Annotated in this window: 19 protein-coding genes; 3 read left to right on the forward strand and 16 right to left on the reverse strand. The window is 34.1% G+C overall.

Annotated features, from left to right (window positions below; all coding sequences use genetic code 11):
• Positions 1-19 precede the first annotated feature (19 nt).
• The 4 genes from EG242_RS08395 to EG242_RS08410 all read right to left on the reverse strand — a co-directional run bounded on the left by EG242_RS08395 (position 20) and on the right by EG242_RS08410 (position 3,795).
• A complete protein-coding gene (locus EG242_RS08395; RefSeq protein ID WP_124899446.1) occupies positions 20-1,030 on the reverse strand; it encodes a sugar nucleotidyltransferase in 1,011 nt (336 codons plus the stop codon).
• Positions 1,031-1,133: 103 nt separating this feature from the next.
• A complete protein-coding gene (gene dut, locus EG242_RS08400) occupies positions 1,134-1,568 on the reverse strand; it encodes a dUTP diphosphatase (RefSeq protein ID WP_124899447.1) in 435 nt (144 codons plus the stop codon).
• Positions 1,565-3,034, reverse strand: coding sequence for an oligosaccharide flippase family protein (locus tag EG242_RS08405; RefSeq protein WP_124899448.1), 1,470 nt, complete (start codon positions 3,032-3,034; stop codon positions 1,565-1,567). Before EG242_RS08405 ends, dut begins: the two co-directional genes overlap by 4 nt.
• Positions 3,035-3,039: 5 nt before the next feature.
• Complete coding sequence (locus EG242_RS08410; protein WP_124899449.1) at positions 3,040-3,795, reverse strand: DUF3298 and DUF4163 domain-containing protein; 756 nt, start codon at positions 3,793-3,795, stop codon at positions 3,040-3,042.
• A gap of 90 nt (positions 3,796-3,885) precedes the next feature.
• On the opposite strand from EG242_RS08410, the gene EG242_RS08415 reads away from it, so the two are divergent.
• Positions 3,886-5,028: a cystathionine gamma-synthase gene (locus tag EG242_RS08415; RefSeq protein ID WP_124899450.1), complete on the forward strand. Its 1,143-nt coding sequence runs from the start codon at positions 3,886-3,888 to the stop codon at positions 5,026-5,028.
• Between the two features lie 84 nt (positions 5,029-5,112).
• Here the strand turns inward: EG242_RS08415 and EG242_RS08420 are convergent, their stop codons facing one another.
• From EG242_RS08420 to ileS, 4 genes are all read right to left on the reverse strand, one after another.
• Entirely contained in the window at positions 5,113-5,802 is a 690-nt protein-coding gene (locus EG242_RS08420; RefSeq protein WP_124899451.1) for a Bax inhibitor-1/YccA family protein, read from the reverse strand.
• 59 nt (positions 5,803-5,861) lie between these two features.
• On the reverse strand, positions 5,862-6,458 hold the full coding sequence (locus EG242_RS08425; RefSeq protein ID WP_124899452.1) for a lipoprotein signal peptidase: 597 nt from the start codon (positions 6,456-6,458) through the stop codon (positions 5,862-5,864).
• 73 nt (positions 6,459-6,531) lie between these two features.
• Entirely contained in the window at positions 6,532-6,918 is a 387-nt protein-coding gene (locus EG242_RS08430) for a TraR/DksA family transcriptional regulator (protein WP_124899453.1), read from the reverse strand.
• Positions 6,919-6,930: 12 nt separating this feature from the next.
• On the reverse strand, positions 6,931-10,332 hold the full coding sequence (ileS, locus tag EG242_RS08435; protein ID WP_124899454.1) for an isoleucine--tRNA ligase: 3,402 nt from the start codon (positions 10,330-10,332) through the stop codon (positions 6,931-6,933).
• A 200-nt stretch (positions 10,333-10,532) separates the two neighbouring features.
• On the opposite strand from ileS, the gene EG242_RS08440 reads away from it, so the two are divergent.
• Complete coding sequence (locus EG242_RS08440; protein WP_124899455.1) at positions 10,533-11,096, forward strand: hypothetical protein; 564 nt, start codon at positions 10,533-10,535, stop codon at positions 11,094-11,096.
• Positions 11,097-11,323: 227 nt separating this feature from the next.
• Positions 11,324-11,650, forward strand: coding sequence for a hypothetical protein (locus EG242_RS08445; protein WP_124899456.1), 327 nt, complete (start codon positions 11,324-11,326; stop codon positions 11,648-11,650).
• A 79-nt stretch (positions 11,651-11,729) separates the two neighbouring features.
• Here the strand turns inward: EG242_RS08445 and aqpZ are convergent, their stop codons facing one another.
• The 8 genes from aqpZ to EG242_RS08490 all read right to left on the reverse strand — a co-directional run bounded on the left by aqpZ (position 11,730) and on the right by EG242_RS08490 (position 18,723).
• The gene (gene aqpZ / locus EG242_RS08450) at positions 11,730-12,461 is read right to left on the reverse strand and encodes an aquaporin Z (RefSeq protein WP_262673693.1); all 732 of its coding nucleotides are present in this window, start codon (positions 12,459-12,461) and stop codon (positions 11,730-11,732) included.
• A 73-nt stretch (positions 12,462-12,534) separates the two neighbouring features.
• Positions 12,535-12,888, reverse strand: coding sequence for an arsenate reductase family protein (locus EG242_RS08455; protein WP_124899458.1), 354 nt, complete (start codon positions 12,886-12,888; stop codon positions 12,535-12,537).
• An 8-nt stretch (positions 12,889-12,896) separates the two neighbouring features.
• Positions 12,897-13,478: a hypothetical protein gene (locus tag EG242_RS08460; protein ID WP_124899459.1), complete on the reverse strand. Its 582-nt coding sequence runs from the start codon at positions 13,476-13,478 to the stop codon at positions 12,897-12,899.
• Between the two features lie 134 nt (positions 13,479-13,612).
• Positions 13,613-14,980: an oxygen-dependent tRNA uridine(34) hydroxylase TrhO gene (gene trhO / locus EG242_RS08465; RefSeq protein WP_124899460.1), complete on the reverse strand. Its 1,368-nt coding sequence runs from the start codon at positions 14,978-14,980 to the stop codon at positions 13,613-13,615.
• Positions 14,981-15,097: 117 nt separating this feature from the next.
• The gene (locus EG242_RS08470; protein ID WP_124899461.1) at positions 15,098-15,553 is read right to left on the reverse strand and encodes a hypothetical protein; all 456 of its coding nucleotides are present in this window, start codon (positions 15,551-15,553) and stop codon (positions 15,098-15,100) included.
• A 129-nt stretch (positions 15,554-15,682) separates the two neighbouring features.
• Complete coding sequence (locus EG242_RS08480) at positions 15,683-16,096, reverse strand: c-type cytochrome (protein ID WP_124899462.1); 414 nt, start codon at positions 16,094-16,096, stop codon at positions 15,683-15,685.
• 89 nt (positions 16,097-16,185) lie between these two features.
• Entirely contained in the window at positions 16,186-17,628 is a 1,443-nt protein-coding gene (locus tag EG242_RS15050) for a T9SS type A sorting domain-containing protein (RefSeq protein WP_235831891.1), read from the reverse strand.
• A gap of 42 nt (positions 17,629-17,670) precedes the next feature.
• Positions 17,671-18,723 (reverse strand): L,D-transpeptidase family protein, encoded by a 1,053-nt coding sequence (locus EG242_RS08490; RefSeq protein ID WP_124899463.1) that lies wholly within the window; start codon positions 18,721-18,723, stop codon positions 17,671-17,673.
• Positions 18,724-19,023: the final 300 nt, after the last annotated feature.

Here is a 19,023-nt window from a genome sequence, read left to right on the forward strand (position 1 = left end):
AACACGGATTTTTTTATGATTATTCTAACACACTGTAATCGCCTATACTTATGTTGGTAAACTTACCGTTAAAGCTTGCGAAATTACCAATCATTGCATTGTCTAAATCGGCATTTTTTACGGTGGCGTTGGTTTGTATCAAACTGTTTTTAATGGTAGCGTTTTCTACTTTAGAATTATCGCCCAAAGAAACATTTGGTCCCACAGTTGCGTTTTTAAGAACTACATTTTCGCCAATATAACACGGTGGAATAATAGTTGAATTTTCTATAATGGCTGTTGATGCCACTAGGTTTTCATTATCGTTATGCAAAAAGTTCAACATACGGTTATTGGTATCAACCGTTACGTTTTTGTTTCCGCAATCCATCCATTCATCAACTTTACCCGGAACAAAACGCAAACCTTTCTGTTTCATGTTTTCCAAAGCATCGGTTAACTGATATTCGCCGCCTTTTTCAATTTTATTATCTAAAAGATACTCTAATTCGCTTCGTAAATTTTCGGCAGATTTAAAGAAATAGATTCCGATAATTGCTAAATCAGAAACAAATTCTGTTGGTTTTTCAACAAAATCAACAATCTCGTTTTTATCGTTCAATTGAACTACTCCAAACGCCGATGGATCTTCCACAGCCTTCACCCAAATAACGGAATCAGCAGAAGCATCTAATGTAAAATCGGCACGGAACAATGTATCAGCATACGCAACCACAATTGGTCCCTGCATACTTTCTTTGGCACATAAAATAGCATGTGCTGTCCCCAATGCTTCGTTTTGATAACAAATAGTTCCTTTAGCTCCTAATTTTTCTGCAATTGCAATTAAATCTTTCTCTACGTTTTTACCGAAACTTTTGTGGATGATAAACGCAATTTCGTCGATTGGCTGATTAATTACTTTGGCAATATCCTCTACCAAACGGTGAACGATTGGCTTGCCTGCAATTGGAATTAATGGTTTTGGCGTTGTTAATGTATGTGGACGCAAGCGTGAACCACGACCTGCCATTGGTACGATTATTTTCATTTTCTTTTTTAGTTTTGAATTTCCTGCAAGGTCTAACAGACCTTTTTAGGCATATAATTTTTGAAATCCTACAAGGTTTTAAAAACCTCGCAGGATAAGTGTTTTATTTTACTCCGGTACTTCCAAATCCGCCTGCACCGCGTTCTGTTGTTGATAATTCTACTGCTTCTACCCATTCTGCACGTTCGTGCTTTGCAATTACCATTTGTGCAATGCGTTCGCCGTTTTCTACCACAAAAGTTTCTTTTGATAAATTGGCTAAAATAACACCGACTTCTCCACGATAATCAGCATCGATTGTTCCTGGTGAATTTAAACAGGTAATTCCTTTTTTTAATGCCAAACCACTGCGCGGACGCACTTGTGCTTCGTAACCAATTGGCAATTCCATAAACAAACCTGTTGGTATTAAGGCTCGATCCATAGGTTCTATAACGATTGGCTGTGTTAGGTTTGCACGCAAATCCATACCTGCCGAAGCAATGGTTTCGTAGCTTGGTAAGGCGTGTTGCGATTTATTGATAATATTTATTTTCATTTTTTTAAAACAGATTTTAATATACGTTGAATCATTACTTTTTCGTTGTAATAAATCAATGCTACGAATATAAGAATGAATGTTATTCCCACGAAATAATTCTCTCGGAAATTGTAAAAGTATCCAAAAGAAAACAAAACGGCGGTTCCTAAATAAAGTGCGATTGCTTTTTTATCGTACGGAATTGGATACGATTTTTGTCCCAACACAAACGAAATAAACATCATTGTTGCGTAAGCAGCTAAAGTAGTTATTGCAGATCCGATTAAACCAATTTTTGGAATTAAGATATAATTTAAAACAACTGTTACAATGGCTCCGAAAACCGAAATATATGCTCCGATTTTAGTTTTGTCTTGTATTTTGTACCAAACTGATAAATTGGTGTAAATACCCAACATGAGGTTCGCTAAAATAATGTACGGAACAATTTCCATAGCAAACCAGTATTCTTCTTTCGGTATATAAAATAACTTGATTAGATCAGCAAAAACAACAATTGTAATCATTGCAAAACTTCCGAAAATGATAAAATATTTTGTAATGGTTGCATATTTTACAGGAGCATCATCGTTTTTAGCATAACTAAAAAAGAAAGGTTCAATTCCCAACGAATAAGCCATACGAAACAAAACCATAAAAACACCAATTTTATAGATCGCTCCATAACTTGCCAATCCTAAATCTACAAAACTTTCGGGTAGTAATTCTTCTAAAAAAACTTTATCAAACGTTTCATTTACAACAAATGCCAACCCGCCAATCATAACCGGAAAGCTGTACATAACCATTTCTTTCCAAAGCTTTTTGTTGAATTTTAACTGCAACTTTAAATAGTAATTAGAAAGCAGTAAAATTGTAACTAAACTGGCAATTATGTTAGATAAGAATAAATACCCAACCTGAAAATCTGTCTGGTAATAGTTTTGTAACCAGGAGCTTTGATTGTTTTCTAAAGATTTAGGTATAACGTATAAAAACAGTACCGATAGCGTTGTGTTTACTAAAACATTTGTAATTTTTATAAAACTGTATTTTATTGGTCGTTGTTGTGCGCGCAATATAGCAAACGGAATGACCGCTAAACTATCTAAAACCAAAATCCAGAAAAGGTAACTTACAACAGTAGGTGAAATCCCAAAATAAGTATCGATGTAACTTTTAAAAGCATACACGCTAATTAAAAATACAGCGCAAACAGCCATTAAAAATAAAATGGTGTTATTTATAACTTCTGGTTTATTTTCTTGCTTGTTATAAAATCGGAAAAAAGCCGTTTCCATACCAAAAGAAAGCACCACGTTAAAAAACATCATCCACGAAAAAATCAATGTATAATCGGCATAAGCATCTTTAGGCAACCAATCAATATGAAGTGGAGCCATAAAAAAACCAATCATTTTAGGAACAACCGTGGCTATTCCGTAGATTAAAGTGGTTTTAAACAGATTTTTGTAAACGCTCAAAATAATTAATTTTTAAAGTAAAGTGGGTTTAAAAAACGTTCTACTTGTTGTTTAGGCAGTTTTATAACGGTTGATCCTTGTACATACGGCGCAATTTCGTACGGATTGTAATGTAAGATCCATTCATTTGTGGTTTGATAAAAATTTCCGGGAAGTTTAAACTTACTATTTTCAAAAGTAAAACCAGCATCGTTCAAATTACCCGAAATATTCAATTGCTTTTTAAATTCGGTTTCGGCATACCTTTTAAATCCTTCATAATTAATGAACAAATCTTTCTTTGGAATGGTATCACCTGTAGATAAATCAAACAAAAAAACCTTTGCAGCCTGTAATCCGTGTGCGCCACCCGTGAAAATATAATAATCCCAAACCACTTGATAAACTTTAGGCGATACCGCTTTATGATTCACCTTAAAATTGGCTTCCCACGCAACAGCATTGTCAGGATATGTTCTGTAAACTTCGTTGTAATTATGTACGAAATTTATCGCAAGTGTATCGTACGAACTGGTTTTTTTATCATTCTGAAAAGCCACAATACTTTCAACAAACTTAAAAAAACGATCGTTCATAGCTTTTGAAACCGCTTGGTTGCCCGATACCGAAGGAATTTCAAAATGAACATACGTGCAATTTCCAACCGAACAATCCAATTCAGATTTTAGATCGTAGGTTTTAGTAGTAATCTGTAACGGAATTTCTTCCTTACAGCTTACAAAACCTATTGATAAACAAATAAATAGTAAATATTTTATCATTAAAAAAAGCGCTTCTAATTTTAAACAAATCTATAAATTTTAGTCGGTTTTAAGTGGTATCTTTGTTCATATTTTTTAAAATTAAAAATTATGAAATTCAACACCAAAGTTATACACGGCGGGCAGCATCACGACCCATCAACCGGTGCGGTAATGCCGCCGGTTTATCATACATCAACCTTTGCACAAACTAGTCCGGGCGTTCATACAGGCTATGAATACAGCCGTGCCGACAATCCTACACGTACTGCTTTAGAACACGCTTTAGAAAGTATTGAAAACGGTGCACGCGGTTTGGCATTTTCGTCTGGTTTAGCAGCAATTGATTGCGTTATGCGCTTGTTGAAACCGAATGATGAAGTTATCGCAATGGACGATTTATATGGTGGAACGTATAGATTATTCACTCGTTTTTATCAGGATTTAGGTATTAAGTTTCATTTTATCGACATGAACGATTTAGAGTTGTTTCAGTCAAAAATTAACGATAAAACCAAATTAGTTTGGATTGAAACACCTACGAATCCGTTAATGAAACTGGCAGATATCGAAGCTATTGCAACGATCACCAAAAAGCACAAGATATTATTTGCGGTTGATAATACTTTTGCAACTCCGTATTTGCAAAAACCGTTAGATTTGGGTGCAGATATTGTAATGCATTCTGCTACAAAATATTTAGGCGGACATTCGGACGTTATTGCCGGAGCTTTGATTATTAAAGACGAAGAATTAGGCAAACAATTACATTTTACTCAGTTTGCAACCGGTGCAACTTTAGGTCCGCAAGAATGCTTCTTGGTTTTGCGCGGAATTAAAACCTTGCATTTACGTGTAGAACGCCATTGTTTCAACGGACAAAAAGTTGCTGAGTTTTTAGAGCAACATCCATTAATTGATAAGGTGTTATATCCTGGTTTGGCATCGCATCCGCAACACGATTTGGCTAAAAAGCAGATGACAAAAGGTTTTGGTGGAATGGTTTCGTTTACATTTAAATCGGAAGCAAAGGCAGATGCTATTTCGTTTTTAGAGAAATTGAAAGTGTTTACTTTGGCAGAATCGTTAGGTGGTGTAGAATCGTTAGCAAACCATCCTGCTTTAATGACACACGCATCAATTCCCGCAGAAAAACGAGCAGAAATTGGCGTTACCGACGATATGGTACGTTTAAGTGTTGGTGTGGAAGATATTGAAGATTTAATTGCCGATATTGATCAGGCTTTGAAATAGTATAAAAATCATTAATTATAAAATGTCCCTAAAAATTGAAATTTTTAGGGACATTTATGTTTTAATTGAAAAGATTAATGTGCGTTAATTTCTACTCATTAACAAACGTAGTACATACCAAAACAACAACATTAACGACGAAAACAAAGACAAAGCTGCCGCAATGTATTGGTTAGTTCCAAAGTCGTTTTTAATCTGGTGTGTGTTGTATAAGATAGATCCTGATGCTAAAACGATCATTCCGACAGAAAACCATAAGCCTAAATCGAAATTAAACAACATACCGGCAACGATTGCGCCTATTGCTACGAAAAATCCAATCGCTAAAATGCTTCTTAAAAAAGAAAAATCGGCTTTTGTACTAAATACCACAAAGGTTAATCCTAAAAATAAACTACCTGTAATAATAGCTGCCTGCGTTAACAACTCGTAACTTCCGGTGTAATAAATAGCAATGTAAAGTATCGGCACAAAAATAATTGCCTGTGCAACAATGTAAAGAAAATATCCTAAATACTGCTTTGCCAAACTGGTATCGTTATAAGCCATTTTTTGTGCGATATACGAAACGCCCATAAATCCGCCTAATAAAACCAACCATAAATAACCTTGTGTTAAGCTTAACATGAAATCTACCAAAGGTTCTATACGTAAGAAAATAGTTTCTAAAATTACAAAGGCTACCAAACCTAACGCCAAATTAAGGTAGGTTTTTTTATAAAAAATAGCTTGTTCTTTCTTGGTTGCCTGTGCGGCTAACTGAAATGCTTCCATAAAATTTATTTAGTTTATTTTTTTAAAGATAAAAAAAGATTTCTGTTTGAGCAGAAATCCTATTTAAAAACTTTTTGATTGAACACAATTAATAGTCCAACACCTACTGAAATGGCTACATCGGCAACATTAAAAATGGCGTTGAAAAAAGTGAAGTGCTTCCCGCCCCAAACAGGCAACCAATCTGGCAAATAACCTTTCCAAATAGGAAAATAGAACATATCTACCACTTTACCGTGAAACCAACTTCCGTAAGGCTGATCGCTGAACATTGTTGCAATTTGGCTGTGGCTGTCGTTAAAAATTACACCGTAAAAAACAGAATCAATAATATTACCAACCGCACCCGCTAAAATCAAGGCAATAGCAACAATTAAGATATTTGAACCTCTTTTTTTTATTGAATCATGCAACCAGTACAAAATTCCGCCAACTGCAATAATTCTGAACGAAGTTAACAACAACTTACCGTAATTGCCCGGAAGTTCAACTCCCCAAGCCATTCCGTCGTTTTCAATGAAACGAATTTGAAACCAATCAAAACCTCCTACTTTTACAAAATCATCAATTGCAAAATTGGTTTTGATATATATCTTTGAAATTTGATCGATAATAATAACTACAATCGCTAAAAATAAAGCCTTGTTAAACGACATAATATGCAAAAATTTTGCACAAATGTAAGTTATTTAAAACAAAAAACGCTCTTAATTAAGAGCGTTTTATAAATTAACGTTGCTGTAATTTAGCCTCCATGCTCATTGTAGCATGCGGAACCAATTTAAGACGTTCTTTTTCGATTAATTTACCGGTTACACGGCAAATTCCGTAGGTTTTGTTTTCAATTCGCACCAAAGCATTTCGCAAATCGCGTAAAAACTTTTCCTGGCGGGTTGCCAATTGCGAGTTTGCTTCTTTAGAAAGCGTTTCGCTACCTTCTTCAAACGCTTTAAATGTAGGCGATGTATCATCGGTACCATTATTTAAATCGTTCATATAAGCGCTTTTAATCAAATCTAAATCTGCTTGTGCTTTCTCTATCTTTTTTAAGATGATTTCTTTAAATTCAGCTAAATCTGCGTCTGCGTATCTAACTTGTACATTTTCCTTTTCCATAACTAAACAATTTTATTTTGAAACACTAATTTTGGTTATCATATCGTCAAACTCAATTTCTGTACCATTTTTCAAATCATCAACAAATTCAAGCGTTTCTGTAAGTGTTTCTGCCTTAATATATTCAATGTTTGCTGTAACGGCTTCTTGGATAACCGAGTTTTGCTGCATTTTAATTTTTACTTTATCGGTTACTTCAAACCCTGAATCTTTACGTATATTCTGGATTCTGTTAACCAATTCGCGCGCTATTCCTTCTTTCTTTAATTCGTCGGTTAAGGTAATATCCAAAGCAACTGTAATTCCGTTTGCGTTTGCTACTAACCAACCTTCAATGTCTTGTGATGAAACCTCAACATCTTCATTTGTTAATTTAACCAGATTTCCTGATATTTCCAAAGATATTTCGTTGTTTTTTTCGATCTCACTAATTTGTTCCTGTGTAAAATTTTGAATAGCTTTTGCTATATTCCCCATTTCTTTTCCGAAACGTGGACCTAATGCTTTAAAATTCGGTTTGATTTGTTTTACCAGAATTCCCGAAGCATCGTTTAACAATTCTACTTCCTTCACATTTACTTCTGCCATGATTAAATCTGCAACTGCCTCAATTTCTACCTTTTGATTTTCGTCTAAAACAGGAATCATTACTTTTTGTAACGGCTGGCGTACTTTAATCATTTCTTTCTTACGCAATGATAATACTAAAGATGATACGGTTTGCGCTTTTTCCATTTTACTTTCTAACGACTTATTAACAACTTTTTCATCGTAAATAGGAAAATCGGCCAAATGTACAGATTCAAATGATTCTTTTGCAGTTGCCTGTGTTAAATCTTTGTAAAGCTTGTCCATAAAAAATGGCGCAATTGGTGCAGACAATTTTGCAACTGTAGTTAAACAAGTGTACAAAGTTTGGTAAGCAGCAATTTTATCCTGTGCGTATTCACCTTTCCAGAAACGGCGGCGGCATAAACGAACGTACCAGTTACTCAGGTTTTCCTGAACAAAATCAGATATAGCGCGTGCTGCTTTAGTTGGCTCGTAATCTGCATAAGCTTCGTCAACCGTTTTAATCAACGAATTTAATTCTGATAAAATCCAACGGTCAATTTCCGGACGATCTTCCATAGGAACTTCGTCTTCGCTGTAGGTAAATCCGTCGATATTTGCATATAAGACAAAGAACGAATAGGTGTTATACAACGTTCCGAAGAATTTACGACGAACCTCGGTAATTCCGTCTAAATCGAATTTTAAATTATCCCACGGATTGGCATTCATGATCATGTACCAACGCGTAGCATCGGGACCGTGATCTGCAATTGTTTGGAAAGGATCAATGGTGTTGCCTTTACTTTTAGACATTTTGATACCGTTCTTATCTAAAACCAAACCGTTCGATACTACGTTTTTATACGCTTTTTCGCCAAAAACCAACGTTCCAATTGCGTGTAATGTATAAAACCAACCACGTGTTTGGTCAACTCCTTCTGCGATAAAATCAGCAGGGAAGTTTTCGTGATTGTCGATATATTCTTTATTTTCAAACGGATAATGCCATTGTGCATAAGGCATGGCACCAGAATCGAACCAAACATCAATTAAATCGGTTTCGCGTTTCATTGGTTTACCCGATGGAGAAATCAGTGTGATACCATCAACCACATTTTTATGCAAGTCGATTTTATCATAGTTTTCCTCACTCATATCGCCCACCACAAAACCATCGAACGGATTTTGAGTTTGAACGCCTGCTTTCATTGCTTTTTCAAGCTCGACAACCAATTCTTCTACCGATCCAACGATTAATTCTTCAGTTTTATCTTCGGTTCTCCAGATTGGCAACGGAATTCCCCAATAACGTGAGCGAGATAAATTCCAGTCGTTGGCATTTTTAAGCCAGTTTCCAAAACGACCTTCACCTGTTGCTTTAGGTTTCCAATTGATTTCTTCATTTAAATCGAACATTTTATCTTTCACTTCGGTAACCTTGATAAACCAAGAATCTAAAGGATAATATAAGATCGGTTTATCGGTTCTCCAACAATGCGGATAACTGTGTACGTATTTTTCTACCTTAAAGGCTTTGTTTTCTTCTTTTAAACGGATTGCAATTTCAACATCGACCGATTTTTCAGGTGCTTCGCCATCATTGTAATATTCGTTCTTAACATATTTTCCTGCCATGTCGCCCATTTGTGCAACAAAACGACCTTGCAAATCTACCAACGGCACTGCGTTTCCGGCATCGTCTAAAATCAACATTGGCGGTACTTCTGGTGTTGCTTCTTTGGCAACCTTAGCATCGTCTGCACCAAAAGTAGGCGCGGTGTGTACAATACCCGTTCCATCTTCGGTTGTTACGAAATCGCCTGCAATTACACGGAAAGCATTCTCAGGGTTTTGATACGGCAATGTGTACGGCAACAATTGCTCATAACGAATACCGACCAAATCAATTCCTTTAAATTCTTTTACAATGAAATAAGGAATTTTTTTATCATTTTCTTTGTAATCTGCTAGTTCAGCTTCGGTTTCAACAGCAATATATTTACCTGCAAACTGCTTTGCTACTAAAGGTTTTCCTAAGATTACCGTGATAGGTTCAAAAGTATATTGATTGAATGTTTTTACCAACACATAATCGATTTTTGGACCAACAGTTAATGCGGTATTACTCGGTAACGTCCACGGTGTGGTTGTCCAAGCCATGATATCGATTTGTCCAAATCCTTTTAAAAATTCAGGTAACGAATTTTCTATGGTTTTAAACTGCGCAACAATGGTAGTATCGGTAACATCGCGATATGATCCTGGCTGATTCACCTCATGCGACGACAAACCTGTACCCGCTTTTGGCGAATACGGCTGAATGGTGTAACCTTTGTACAGCAAATCTTTGTTGTAAATTTGCTTTAAAAGCCACCAAACGGTTTCCATATATTTGGGTTTGTAGGTAATGTACGGATCGTTCATGTCTACCCAGTAACCCATTTTTTCAGTTAAATCGTTCCATAAATCGGTGTAGCGCATTACAGTACGTTTACACGCTTCGTTATACTCTTCTACCGATATTTTTGTTCCGATATCTTCTTTGGTAATTCCCAATTCTTTTTCGGTACCTAATTCAACAGGCAAACCGTGGGTATCCCAACCAGCTTTACGCTTAACCTGAAAACCTTTTTGGGTTTTGTATCGGCAGAAAATATCTTTAATAGCACGAGCCATAACGTGGTGAATACCAGGTTTTCCGTTTGCAGAAGGCGGACCCTCAAAAAACACAAACGATGGGTTGCCTTCGCGAGAAGTAACCGATTTATCAAAGATGGACTGATCTTTCCAATACTGTAACATTTCGGTTGCTACGGTTGGTAAATCTAATCCTTTATACTCTGTGAATTTGGTGCTCATGATACTGTTTTTAAATTCAATGTGCGAATTTAAGGAATTTAGGTTAAACAATGTATTATTTTAATTTCTATGTTTAAGGTTCTTGTTTTTTAATTGATTGATAGTATGGGAATAATACATTTATATGTTATTTGGTGACGAAAAAAATTATGATAGGAAATTTTTCATTTATTTGTAATAAAATTTAGACAAAATCTTTTATGAAAAAAATAATGCTTTTTTTGCTGTTGGTATTTCTTTTTAATAGCTGTGAAAAAGAATGTGTACCTCATGAATATAACCGCTCTTTAATGACTGACGCTAGTAAAGAATATCTTGATGTTACTAAAAGGAATGTGAGTTTTTTAAATCAAAATCAAGAAGAAGTTGTTATTTCTTTTGAACAAGGAGATATATCAATAAAGAAATTTGATGCTGGAGATGATGAAGGTTGTGGATATTTTACTGTTGAAAGTGGTGAACAATTATTTAACTTTGGTAACTATAGAGGAAAATTTGAAATTGGACAATCTTCATTATCGATATCAATATCTAATTATGTAAGCTATAATTTTAATGTATTAGATTCAAATGGCAAAGAGTTTAATGATGTAACGGAATCATTAGAACTAAATGGCTTTACTTTTACCAACGTTTTAGTATTACCAAATATAAATACTGATGAAAATTCAATTTGGGATATTAATAAAATTATTTACAGTAAGAACAACGGCATTGAGTTTATTTTATTCAGAGATGGCAAATGGTTAAAACAAATTAAATAAACATGAAAAAAATTCTTTTCTTAATATTAGTAATGATTTCTTTTAGTTGTGGAAGAGAATATGAACCTTGCTATACTAGCTTAAGTCCTGAGGCAAAAGAAATAAATCCTTATTCTATTAATCAAACCATTAAATAGGAAAACCAAAACGGTATAATAATAGAAGGTAAAATCACTGAACAAAAAACTGAACGATTCATACCATCAACACCTGGACAAGAATGTGAAATGTCTGACAACGAAGATTATATCACAACAATATCTTTTAACAATTTTATCTTTAATGTAAAAATACGCAGTACAACTACCGATAAAATTTCATATAGCTTTGAACAAAGAGAAAATAATTATCCAAAATACGTTTTTGACGTTTATGAAATTCCAGTAAATGCTTTTACAGATTTTTATTTTAAAAATGTTTTATATCAAAATGCAATTGTGGCATATGGTTACTCTGGAAATGACGAAGGTCCAAGAATTGCTATTTTTTCCAAAGAAAAAGGAATTGAGTATGTTCAATACTCAAACACAAATTGGTACAAACGTGTAGATTAACTAAAAAATCCCAAGCATTTGTTTGGGATTTTGTGTTCAACATTTATTAGCAATATAAATGATAAAGCTATTAAATATTTTATTCTTCGCTCTTTTGAAGCAGAAATTTATAAAGCAAACCACCAATAATAGCTCCTGCAATTGGTGCTGTCCAAAATAGCCAAAGTTGCGACAATGCTTCACCTTGTACAAAAAGCGCTTGTGAGGTAGATCGTGCCGGGTTTACCGATGTATTGGTGATGGGTATAGAAATTAAATGAATTAACGTTAACGTTAACGCCAAACCAATAGCAATACCAGCAAATTTACCGTTTACCCATTTATCGGTAGCTCCTAAAATAATAATTAGGAAAAAAGCTGTTAACAAGAATTCTGTTAAAAAAGCAGCAGCCATACTGTAACTTCTTCCTGCGTATCCTTCCATTTCGTAGAAGTTTGTGGCAAATGCTCCAGCTCCTTCTGTGCTAAAAGCTCCAGCTCCGTTTAAAATTAAATACAAACAACCTGCTGCGGCTGATGCACCCAATACTTGCGAAACAATATATGGAAGTAAATCTTTAGCCGGAAATCTACCGCCTGCAAACAATCCGAAAGAAACCGCCGGATTAAAATGTCCGCCCGAAATGTGACCTACGGCATACGCCATTGTTAAAACGGTTAAACCAAACGCCAGTGAAACACCCGCCAAACCAATACCAATTTCTGGTACACCAGCCGCAAAAACTGCTGCACCGCAGCCACCAAATACTAACCAGAAAGTTCCGAAGAACTCTGCAAATAATTTTTCCATAAAACTTGATTTTTCTAAAATTCTTGTTAAAACTACTGTTTTAAAATAGAAAATCAATGTTTGTATCTGCAAAATAGCAAGAATATGCTACTGTTTAATTGTTGACTTTTTGCAGCATTGCTTCGATGGTTTTAGCACTGTTTCCTACGAATATCTGGTCATTAAAAATTATAACCGGACGAGCCAAAAAGGTATAATGTTCTAGAAGATATTTTTTATAATCGGCTTCGGTTAAGTTTTTATCTTTTAAGCCTAATTCTTTATACAATTGGGCGCGCTTGTTAAACAATGTTTCGTAACTGTTTGTTAAAGCGTACATTTCTTCGAGTTGTTTCTCGGTAATTGGATTGGTTTTAATTTCTTGTAATTCAAATTGATCTAAATTTTTAATCTGTTTTAAAATTCGTTTGCAGGTATCGCAGGTTTTTAGGTAGTAGATTTTCTTCATTTTTATAATTAAGAGTTAATAATTTTTATAAGTTTTTCTTTATTATCCTTGTAAGCTTGGATTTTTCCTATGTTTTCTAAAGTAAATGAAAGTAGTGCATTATTGGGTATATTCCACTTATTTTCTTTTTTAACTTTGTAATTCCTATAAATATATACAGGTGTTTTAAAAAATCCCGACGGAAACCCCCACCAACCTAGCAAAGATGTTGAAAGCATTGCTTTATTATTTTTCTTATTTAAACATTGTGGACAAGCAATAAAACATTCAGTATTATTGATTGAAAACAAAATAAAACTCTTTACTGTATAAATAATAGTGCCATTTAATTTTTGATGTGTTGACCCACATTCAGTACAAGGTAAATTGCGAAGTAGTTCTGCGTAATATTCTATTTCCTCAATGGAAAATTCTTTGTTTTGAACCTCTATGCTATCAAATAACTTTGGATTCAAATTTCTTTTTTTTATTTCTTTCTTTATAAGATCATAAACTTCAAGACGTAAACCGGAACCTCTTGTAGTAATAAGGTTGATGAATTGGCTGTCCGACATTTTTTCATAATGTTTGGCTATATCTTCTAAATCCATTATTATAAATTAAAAAGCAAGTTAGTAAATACCAACTTGCTTTAAAATATTTTTATCTGTTATGTTCTTATTTTTAAAGATTCTTCATTCCACTTTGTTACATTCAGAATGACAGAGAACTGAAATTAGCTTTATTAATTCTCTTTTTTAATAAGATATAGTTTGTCAGACAAACGAATACGGAACGGAACGGCAAATGTAATTTTATCATCGGTTTTTGCTGTTTCTGCATTTAGTCCGTTTACTTTAAAAGCATTTAAAACCATACGCTGTTCTCCGGTTGATGGACCTGTAATTAATACTTCATCGCCTACTTTTACTTCACTGTTTGTTATAGTAAATTGGGCTATCGCTGCTTTTGTAAAATAGTGCGCACCCTGACCAATCAATATTTTACGCTCGTGCTTTTTCTTACGGATTTCGGATACAGTTGCTACTTTTACCGGAACAACTTCTTCAAAAACATTACGCTCTTTTTTGAATTTCAACGCATCGGACTTTCCTTTTTTAAAGATTAAATTTCCTTTTTGGATGCCCTTACGTATTTCTTTTTGTTTATCTATGGGTAACTGAATGATTTCTAAACAGGGATCAGAACAACATCCGTGCATTTTTTCGTGGCATTCATCACACTGAATAAATAGTAAATGGCATGCTTCATTTGCACAATTAATATGGGTATCGCATGGTTTTCCACATTGGTGACAGTTGGCAATAATATCATTCGTAATACGCTCGCCCAAACGGTGATCAAACACAAAATTTTTGCCTATAAATTTGCTTTCTAAACCCTCTGCTTTTACTTGGCGCGCATATTCAATAATTCCGCCTTCTAACTGAAAAACATTTTCGAAGCCCTGATGTTTAAAGTACGCACTGGCTTTTTCGCAACGAATTCCGCCGGTACAGTACATTAATAATTTTTTGCTTTGTTTTTGATCTTGTAATTGATCGTTTATAATGGGCAACGATTCGCGGAAAGTATCAACATCGGGCGTAATGGCTCCTGTAAAATGACCCACTTCGCTTTCGTAATGATTACGGAAATCTACCAAAACCACATCGGGATCGTTCAACATTTCATTAAATTCCTTGGCGTTTAAATGAATACCTTTATTGGTAACATCAAAAGCAGCATCATCTAAACCATCGGCAACAATTTTATTACGTACTTTAACTGTTAACTTTAAAAACGATAAATCGTCTTGCTCTACCGCAACATTCAATCGAATTCCTTTCATAAAATCATAGGCTTCTAAAGTTTCTCTGAACGCTTCGAAATTTTCTGCAGGAACACTCATTTGTGCATTGATTCCTTCATATGCAACGTAGGTTCGTCCTAAAGCATCTAACCTAGACCAAACTATGAATAAATCGTCTCTGAATTTTTTAGGATCTTCAATATTTGCATATTGATAAAAAGATAAGGTAATACGGTTTTGTCCCGCTTCTTCGATTAACTGCGCACGCTGTTCGGCGCTTAAGGTGTTATACAGTTGCATGCTATAAACATTTAAGTGATAAAAATAAACCAGACTCTAAATGGAAGAATCTGGTTGCAAAGTTATGATTTAAATTTCTAAAGTTCAAATGACGAAAATTATAGAATTTTAAAGTTTTTAGTATTGATAAAGAATTGGAGTTTTCCATCCATCAATATTTAATTGTACTTTATTTTGTCCTACCCATTGAAAATCTGTTAAATCAAATGAAACTGTCTTTTGAAAAACTGCCAAACAAGCCTCATTGTTTATCAACTCTACTTTTACACCTATATGTGGAGGTGATACTGCGGCTAAACTTTTTGCACCTACAAGATTCATTGTCCAATTATCAGGATTACATCCACTTGAAGAAATGGTAACCTCTAAACAATCGCCGTTTAAAATCACATTAGTAATTGTATAATTACTTGTTGAAATTTGATTAAGTTTTACAGCATCTTCAACAGCACTTTTATCACAGGTTGTTGTTATTGGATTTTTTATATGATCATCTAAAAAATCGCAAGAAACAAAAAATACGCCCAAGAAAAGCATTAAAAAAAACCCAAATATATATGTACTTTTTTTCATAATCTGTTTATTTACAAGTTTATAGATGTAAATGTAATAAATAAATCCACTGAAAAACAAAAACTATTCAGTGGATTTTAAATTTTATTATATAGTTATTAAACTTTTTCTAAATAAAAAGAATATTACTTACTTTTTACCTTCCATAAAAGCTTTGGTATCATTCATTGGTTTTGTAGATCCGCGATGACAGGTTGCGCATTGTATGGCATTTTTATATTGATCGCCAATTGGCGCAAATTCTTTTGCATTTAGCTCGTTTGTGAACTTAATCATGTGGCGGGCAATTTCTTTTTCATGTTTATCGTCTGATGATTTATCCATGGTATGACAATGATTGCATTTTACGCCCAATGCTTTGTTATAGCCTTTCATTAACGACATTAAACTGTCTTTTGAAATATCTTTCGGAAGGATTTTCAGGTTTTTAAAACCGTCTTTAGATATTTTCTCATAATTTTCTGTACGGAAATTGTTGTTGAAAGACATTAATACAAAGCCCACCAACAAAAAACTGAATATATAAATTAAATTCTTTTTCATAACTAATAATTGTTTTACTAAAGTTACAAAAACATGTTTAACCTATATATTCAGCAATGTAATTTGAATTTAATCTAATTTAACCCGTATTATTTTATGATGACTTTTTTAGTGGCTTTTCCTTGATTGGTTGTTGCTTCAACAAAATAGATTCCTTTTGCTAACTCACTAACATTGATAACTTCATGATTAGTTTCTTTTACAATTTGACCTAAATTGTTATAAAGAACGGCTTTCTCAAAAACTATGTTATTTTCTAAACTGATATTCAAGATATCTGATGTTGGGTTTGGATATATATTAAAGCTATCTAATACAAATTTGTTTGATGATGCTGTTGTTAAATCAAACACTCTTACCAGACCTGAATCCCAACCATTATCATCATTCGAAACAGCCCCTGCCGCTACAGTATTACCGTCAGATGAAAGACAAACACTAATTCCCATTTGATCACCTGGTTTAACACCTTCAATATCATTTCCAACTTTTAACCAATTGCCAGATATATTACGAAAAATTTTCACAACACCTGATGGTTGATGCCTATTTGCCCCAATAGCTATTGTTTTAGCATTACTAGAAAGAGATACTTTAATCTCCCCATATGTAGGTGTAACCGGAATATCTTGACCTACTTGCTTCCAAGAACCTAAATTATATTCATAAACACGGGCTAATCCAATTCGAACTCCATTTAAGATCCCCATATGAGCTCCTCCTGCCACAGTATTTCCATCTGCAGAAATTGACACATTTCTTCCAAAAAGTTCAGTAGCAGCTTTACCATCAATATCCTGTCCTAGTTTTACCCATGTTCCTGATTCATTTCTGTAAACTCTAATATGTCCAGCTCCGGCATTGCCATTTGACTCATTCACATCGGCACCAATAGCCACAGTATTTCCATTTTCAGATAGTGAAACGCTAATTCCGCTTCTATCACCAATTGCCTCACCAATAATATCCTGTCCAACTTGAGACCATACACCAGCATTGTAATTAAAAACTCTTGCATAACCAGCCTTATTTAGCGGTGCTGCATTTGCACCAATAGCAATTACATTTCCGTCTGCTGAAAGTGATACACCAATTCCGTTATAGTCATTAGTTGACAATCCGTCAATATCTTGTCCTTTTTTTATCCAAACATTAGACGTGTTTAATTGGTAAATCTGTACTTGACCTGAGTTGGTGCCATTAACCGAACTATTGGGTAACCCAATTGCTAAAACACTACCATTTGCAGAAAGAGAAACTAGACCAAAACGCTCACCATCAATATCATTGCCAATTTGAGTCCAACTCCCATTTACATTTCGAAAAACCCTTACATAAGTAAGTTGAAGGTTATTAGGGTTACTTAATGTTTTTCTGGCAGCTTTAACAGCTACAACTTTACCATCATCAGAAAGAGCCAGAGTTCCACCAAATGATTCAGAGGCGACATCTCCGTTCATATCTTTTCCTATTTGAACTTGTGAAATAGAAAAGAAAGGAATTAATAAAAAGAAAAATAATTTTAATTTCATAATTTGTTAATTAAATGGTTAATAAACCATAAATATAACAAATTAATTAATAGTATCCTTAACAATTTTTAAAGTATCCGCATTAGGTTTAGCACCTGATTTAGATTTGTTATACTCTTCACGGATGGTTTGTTGATTAAAAATTTCAGCCAAATAAGGCTCAACAATAGCTTCTAAAGCACTTTTTGAAATGGTAGTTACGGTAGGATCTTCTACCAATTGATGCCAGATACCTTTTACACCAAACTTATAATCGCCAAAAACAATTACCGGATTACCTTTAACTTTTACGGTTTTCTTATCAGCCAAAACCCACTGATCTGCCCAATTGTACAGCCACTGAGCATCGGCATCTAACAAACGTAAGCAAGAATGCGAAGCCGGATAACCTGGTAACGCATACTGATGCCAACCCACACCACCGGAATTACTTATGTTGAAATTCCAGTTTAAAATCCATTCATCATCAACGGTACTTGTAACTTTACGTCCTTTCCAATTGGTAAAAAACAACCCTCGCGGAGTTTGAGCCGATTTTTTACCCATATTTGTTGGTCCCCATTTAACAAGATTTCCTTTTTCGTACACGGCATAAGCTTGTATTGGGTACGAGAAAATTACTGTTTTAGGAACTTCCGCTAAATTATCTAACTTACGTGGAAACGGAGTGTAATCCATAAAAGTTGCTTTGAACTCGTTTGGTACAATTAAGGTATCGCGCGTTTTAATATGGTCGGTATCAATTCGGTTTAATGCCGCTATGGTATATTGTTGCTCTTTAGTAAACGTGTTGTAAAAAAGTTTGCGCAACGAATCGCTGGCTTTTATTGGCCAATAACTAAACGCATCGCCTTTGTAAACGGCATATTTTTTTGATTTTTTACTTTTCTCTAACTCGGCTTTTTTAACCGCTGCCACAGAATCTTTCTTTGCCAATTGAATAGAATCGTTTCTTTTTATAGCGATAGAATCTACTTTTGTTTCGATATTCTGCTGAATGGTAGTAGAATCAATTTCTGAATCTTGTGTCTCCACTTCTTTTTTACAACCCGCTAAAAACAGCACAGTTACAAGTAAAACAATAATTTTTTTCATTTCTAATTTTTATACGAAATTAATAAAAAAACCGATTGTTAAAATAAGATTTTCGTTCGTTAAAAATAAATTATATTAACCCATTGGGTGTAATTATTTCCACCATATAGAAACATAGATTTTTCTTATGTTTTAAAAGATCATGATAGACGTTTTACTTTTCGCATAGCAAACTATGTAAAAAAAAAGTATTATTTTCTATCTCATCTTACCAATTAGTTATAATTCTATGCGTCTATGTGGTTAATTTTTTTTATTTTGAATTACACCCAACCGGTTATAATAACTCTTTTTTGTCAT

Origin of the sequence: Paenimyroides viscosum, assembly GCF_003858535.1 — a bacterium.
Taxonomy (GTDB): domain Bacteria; phylum Bacteroidota; class Bacteroidia; order Flavobacteriales; family Flavobacteriaceae; genus Flavobacterium; species Flavobacterium viscosum.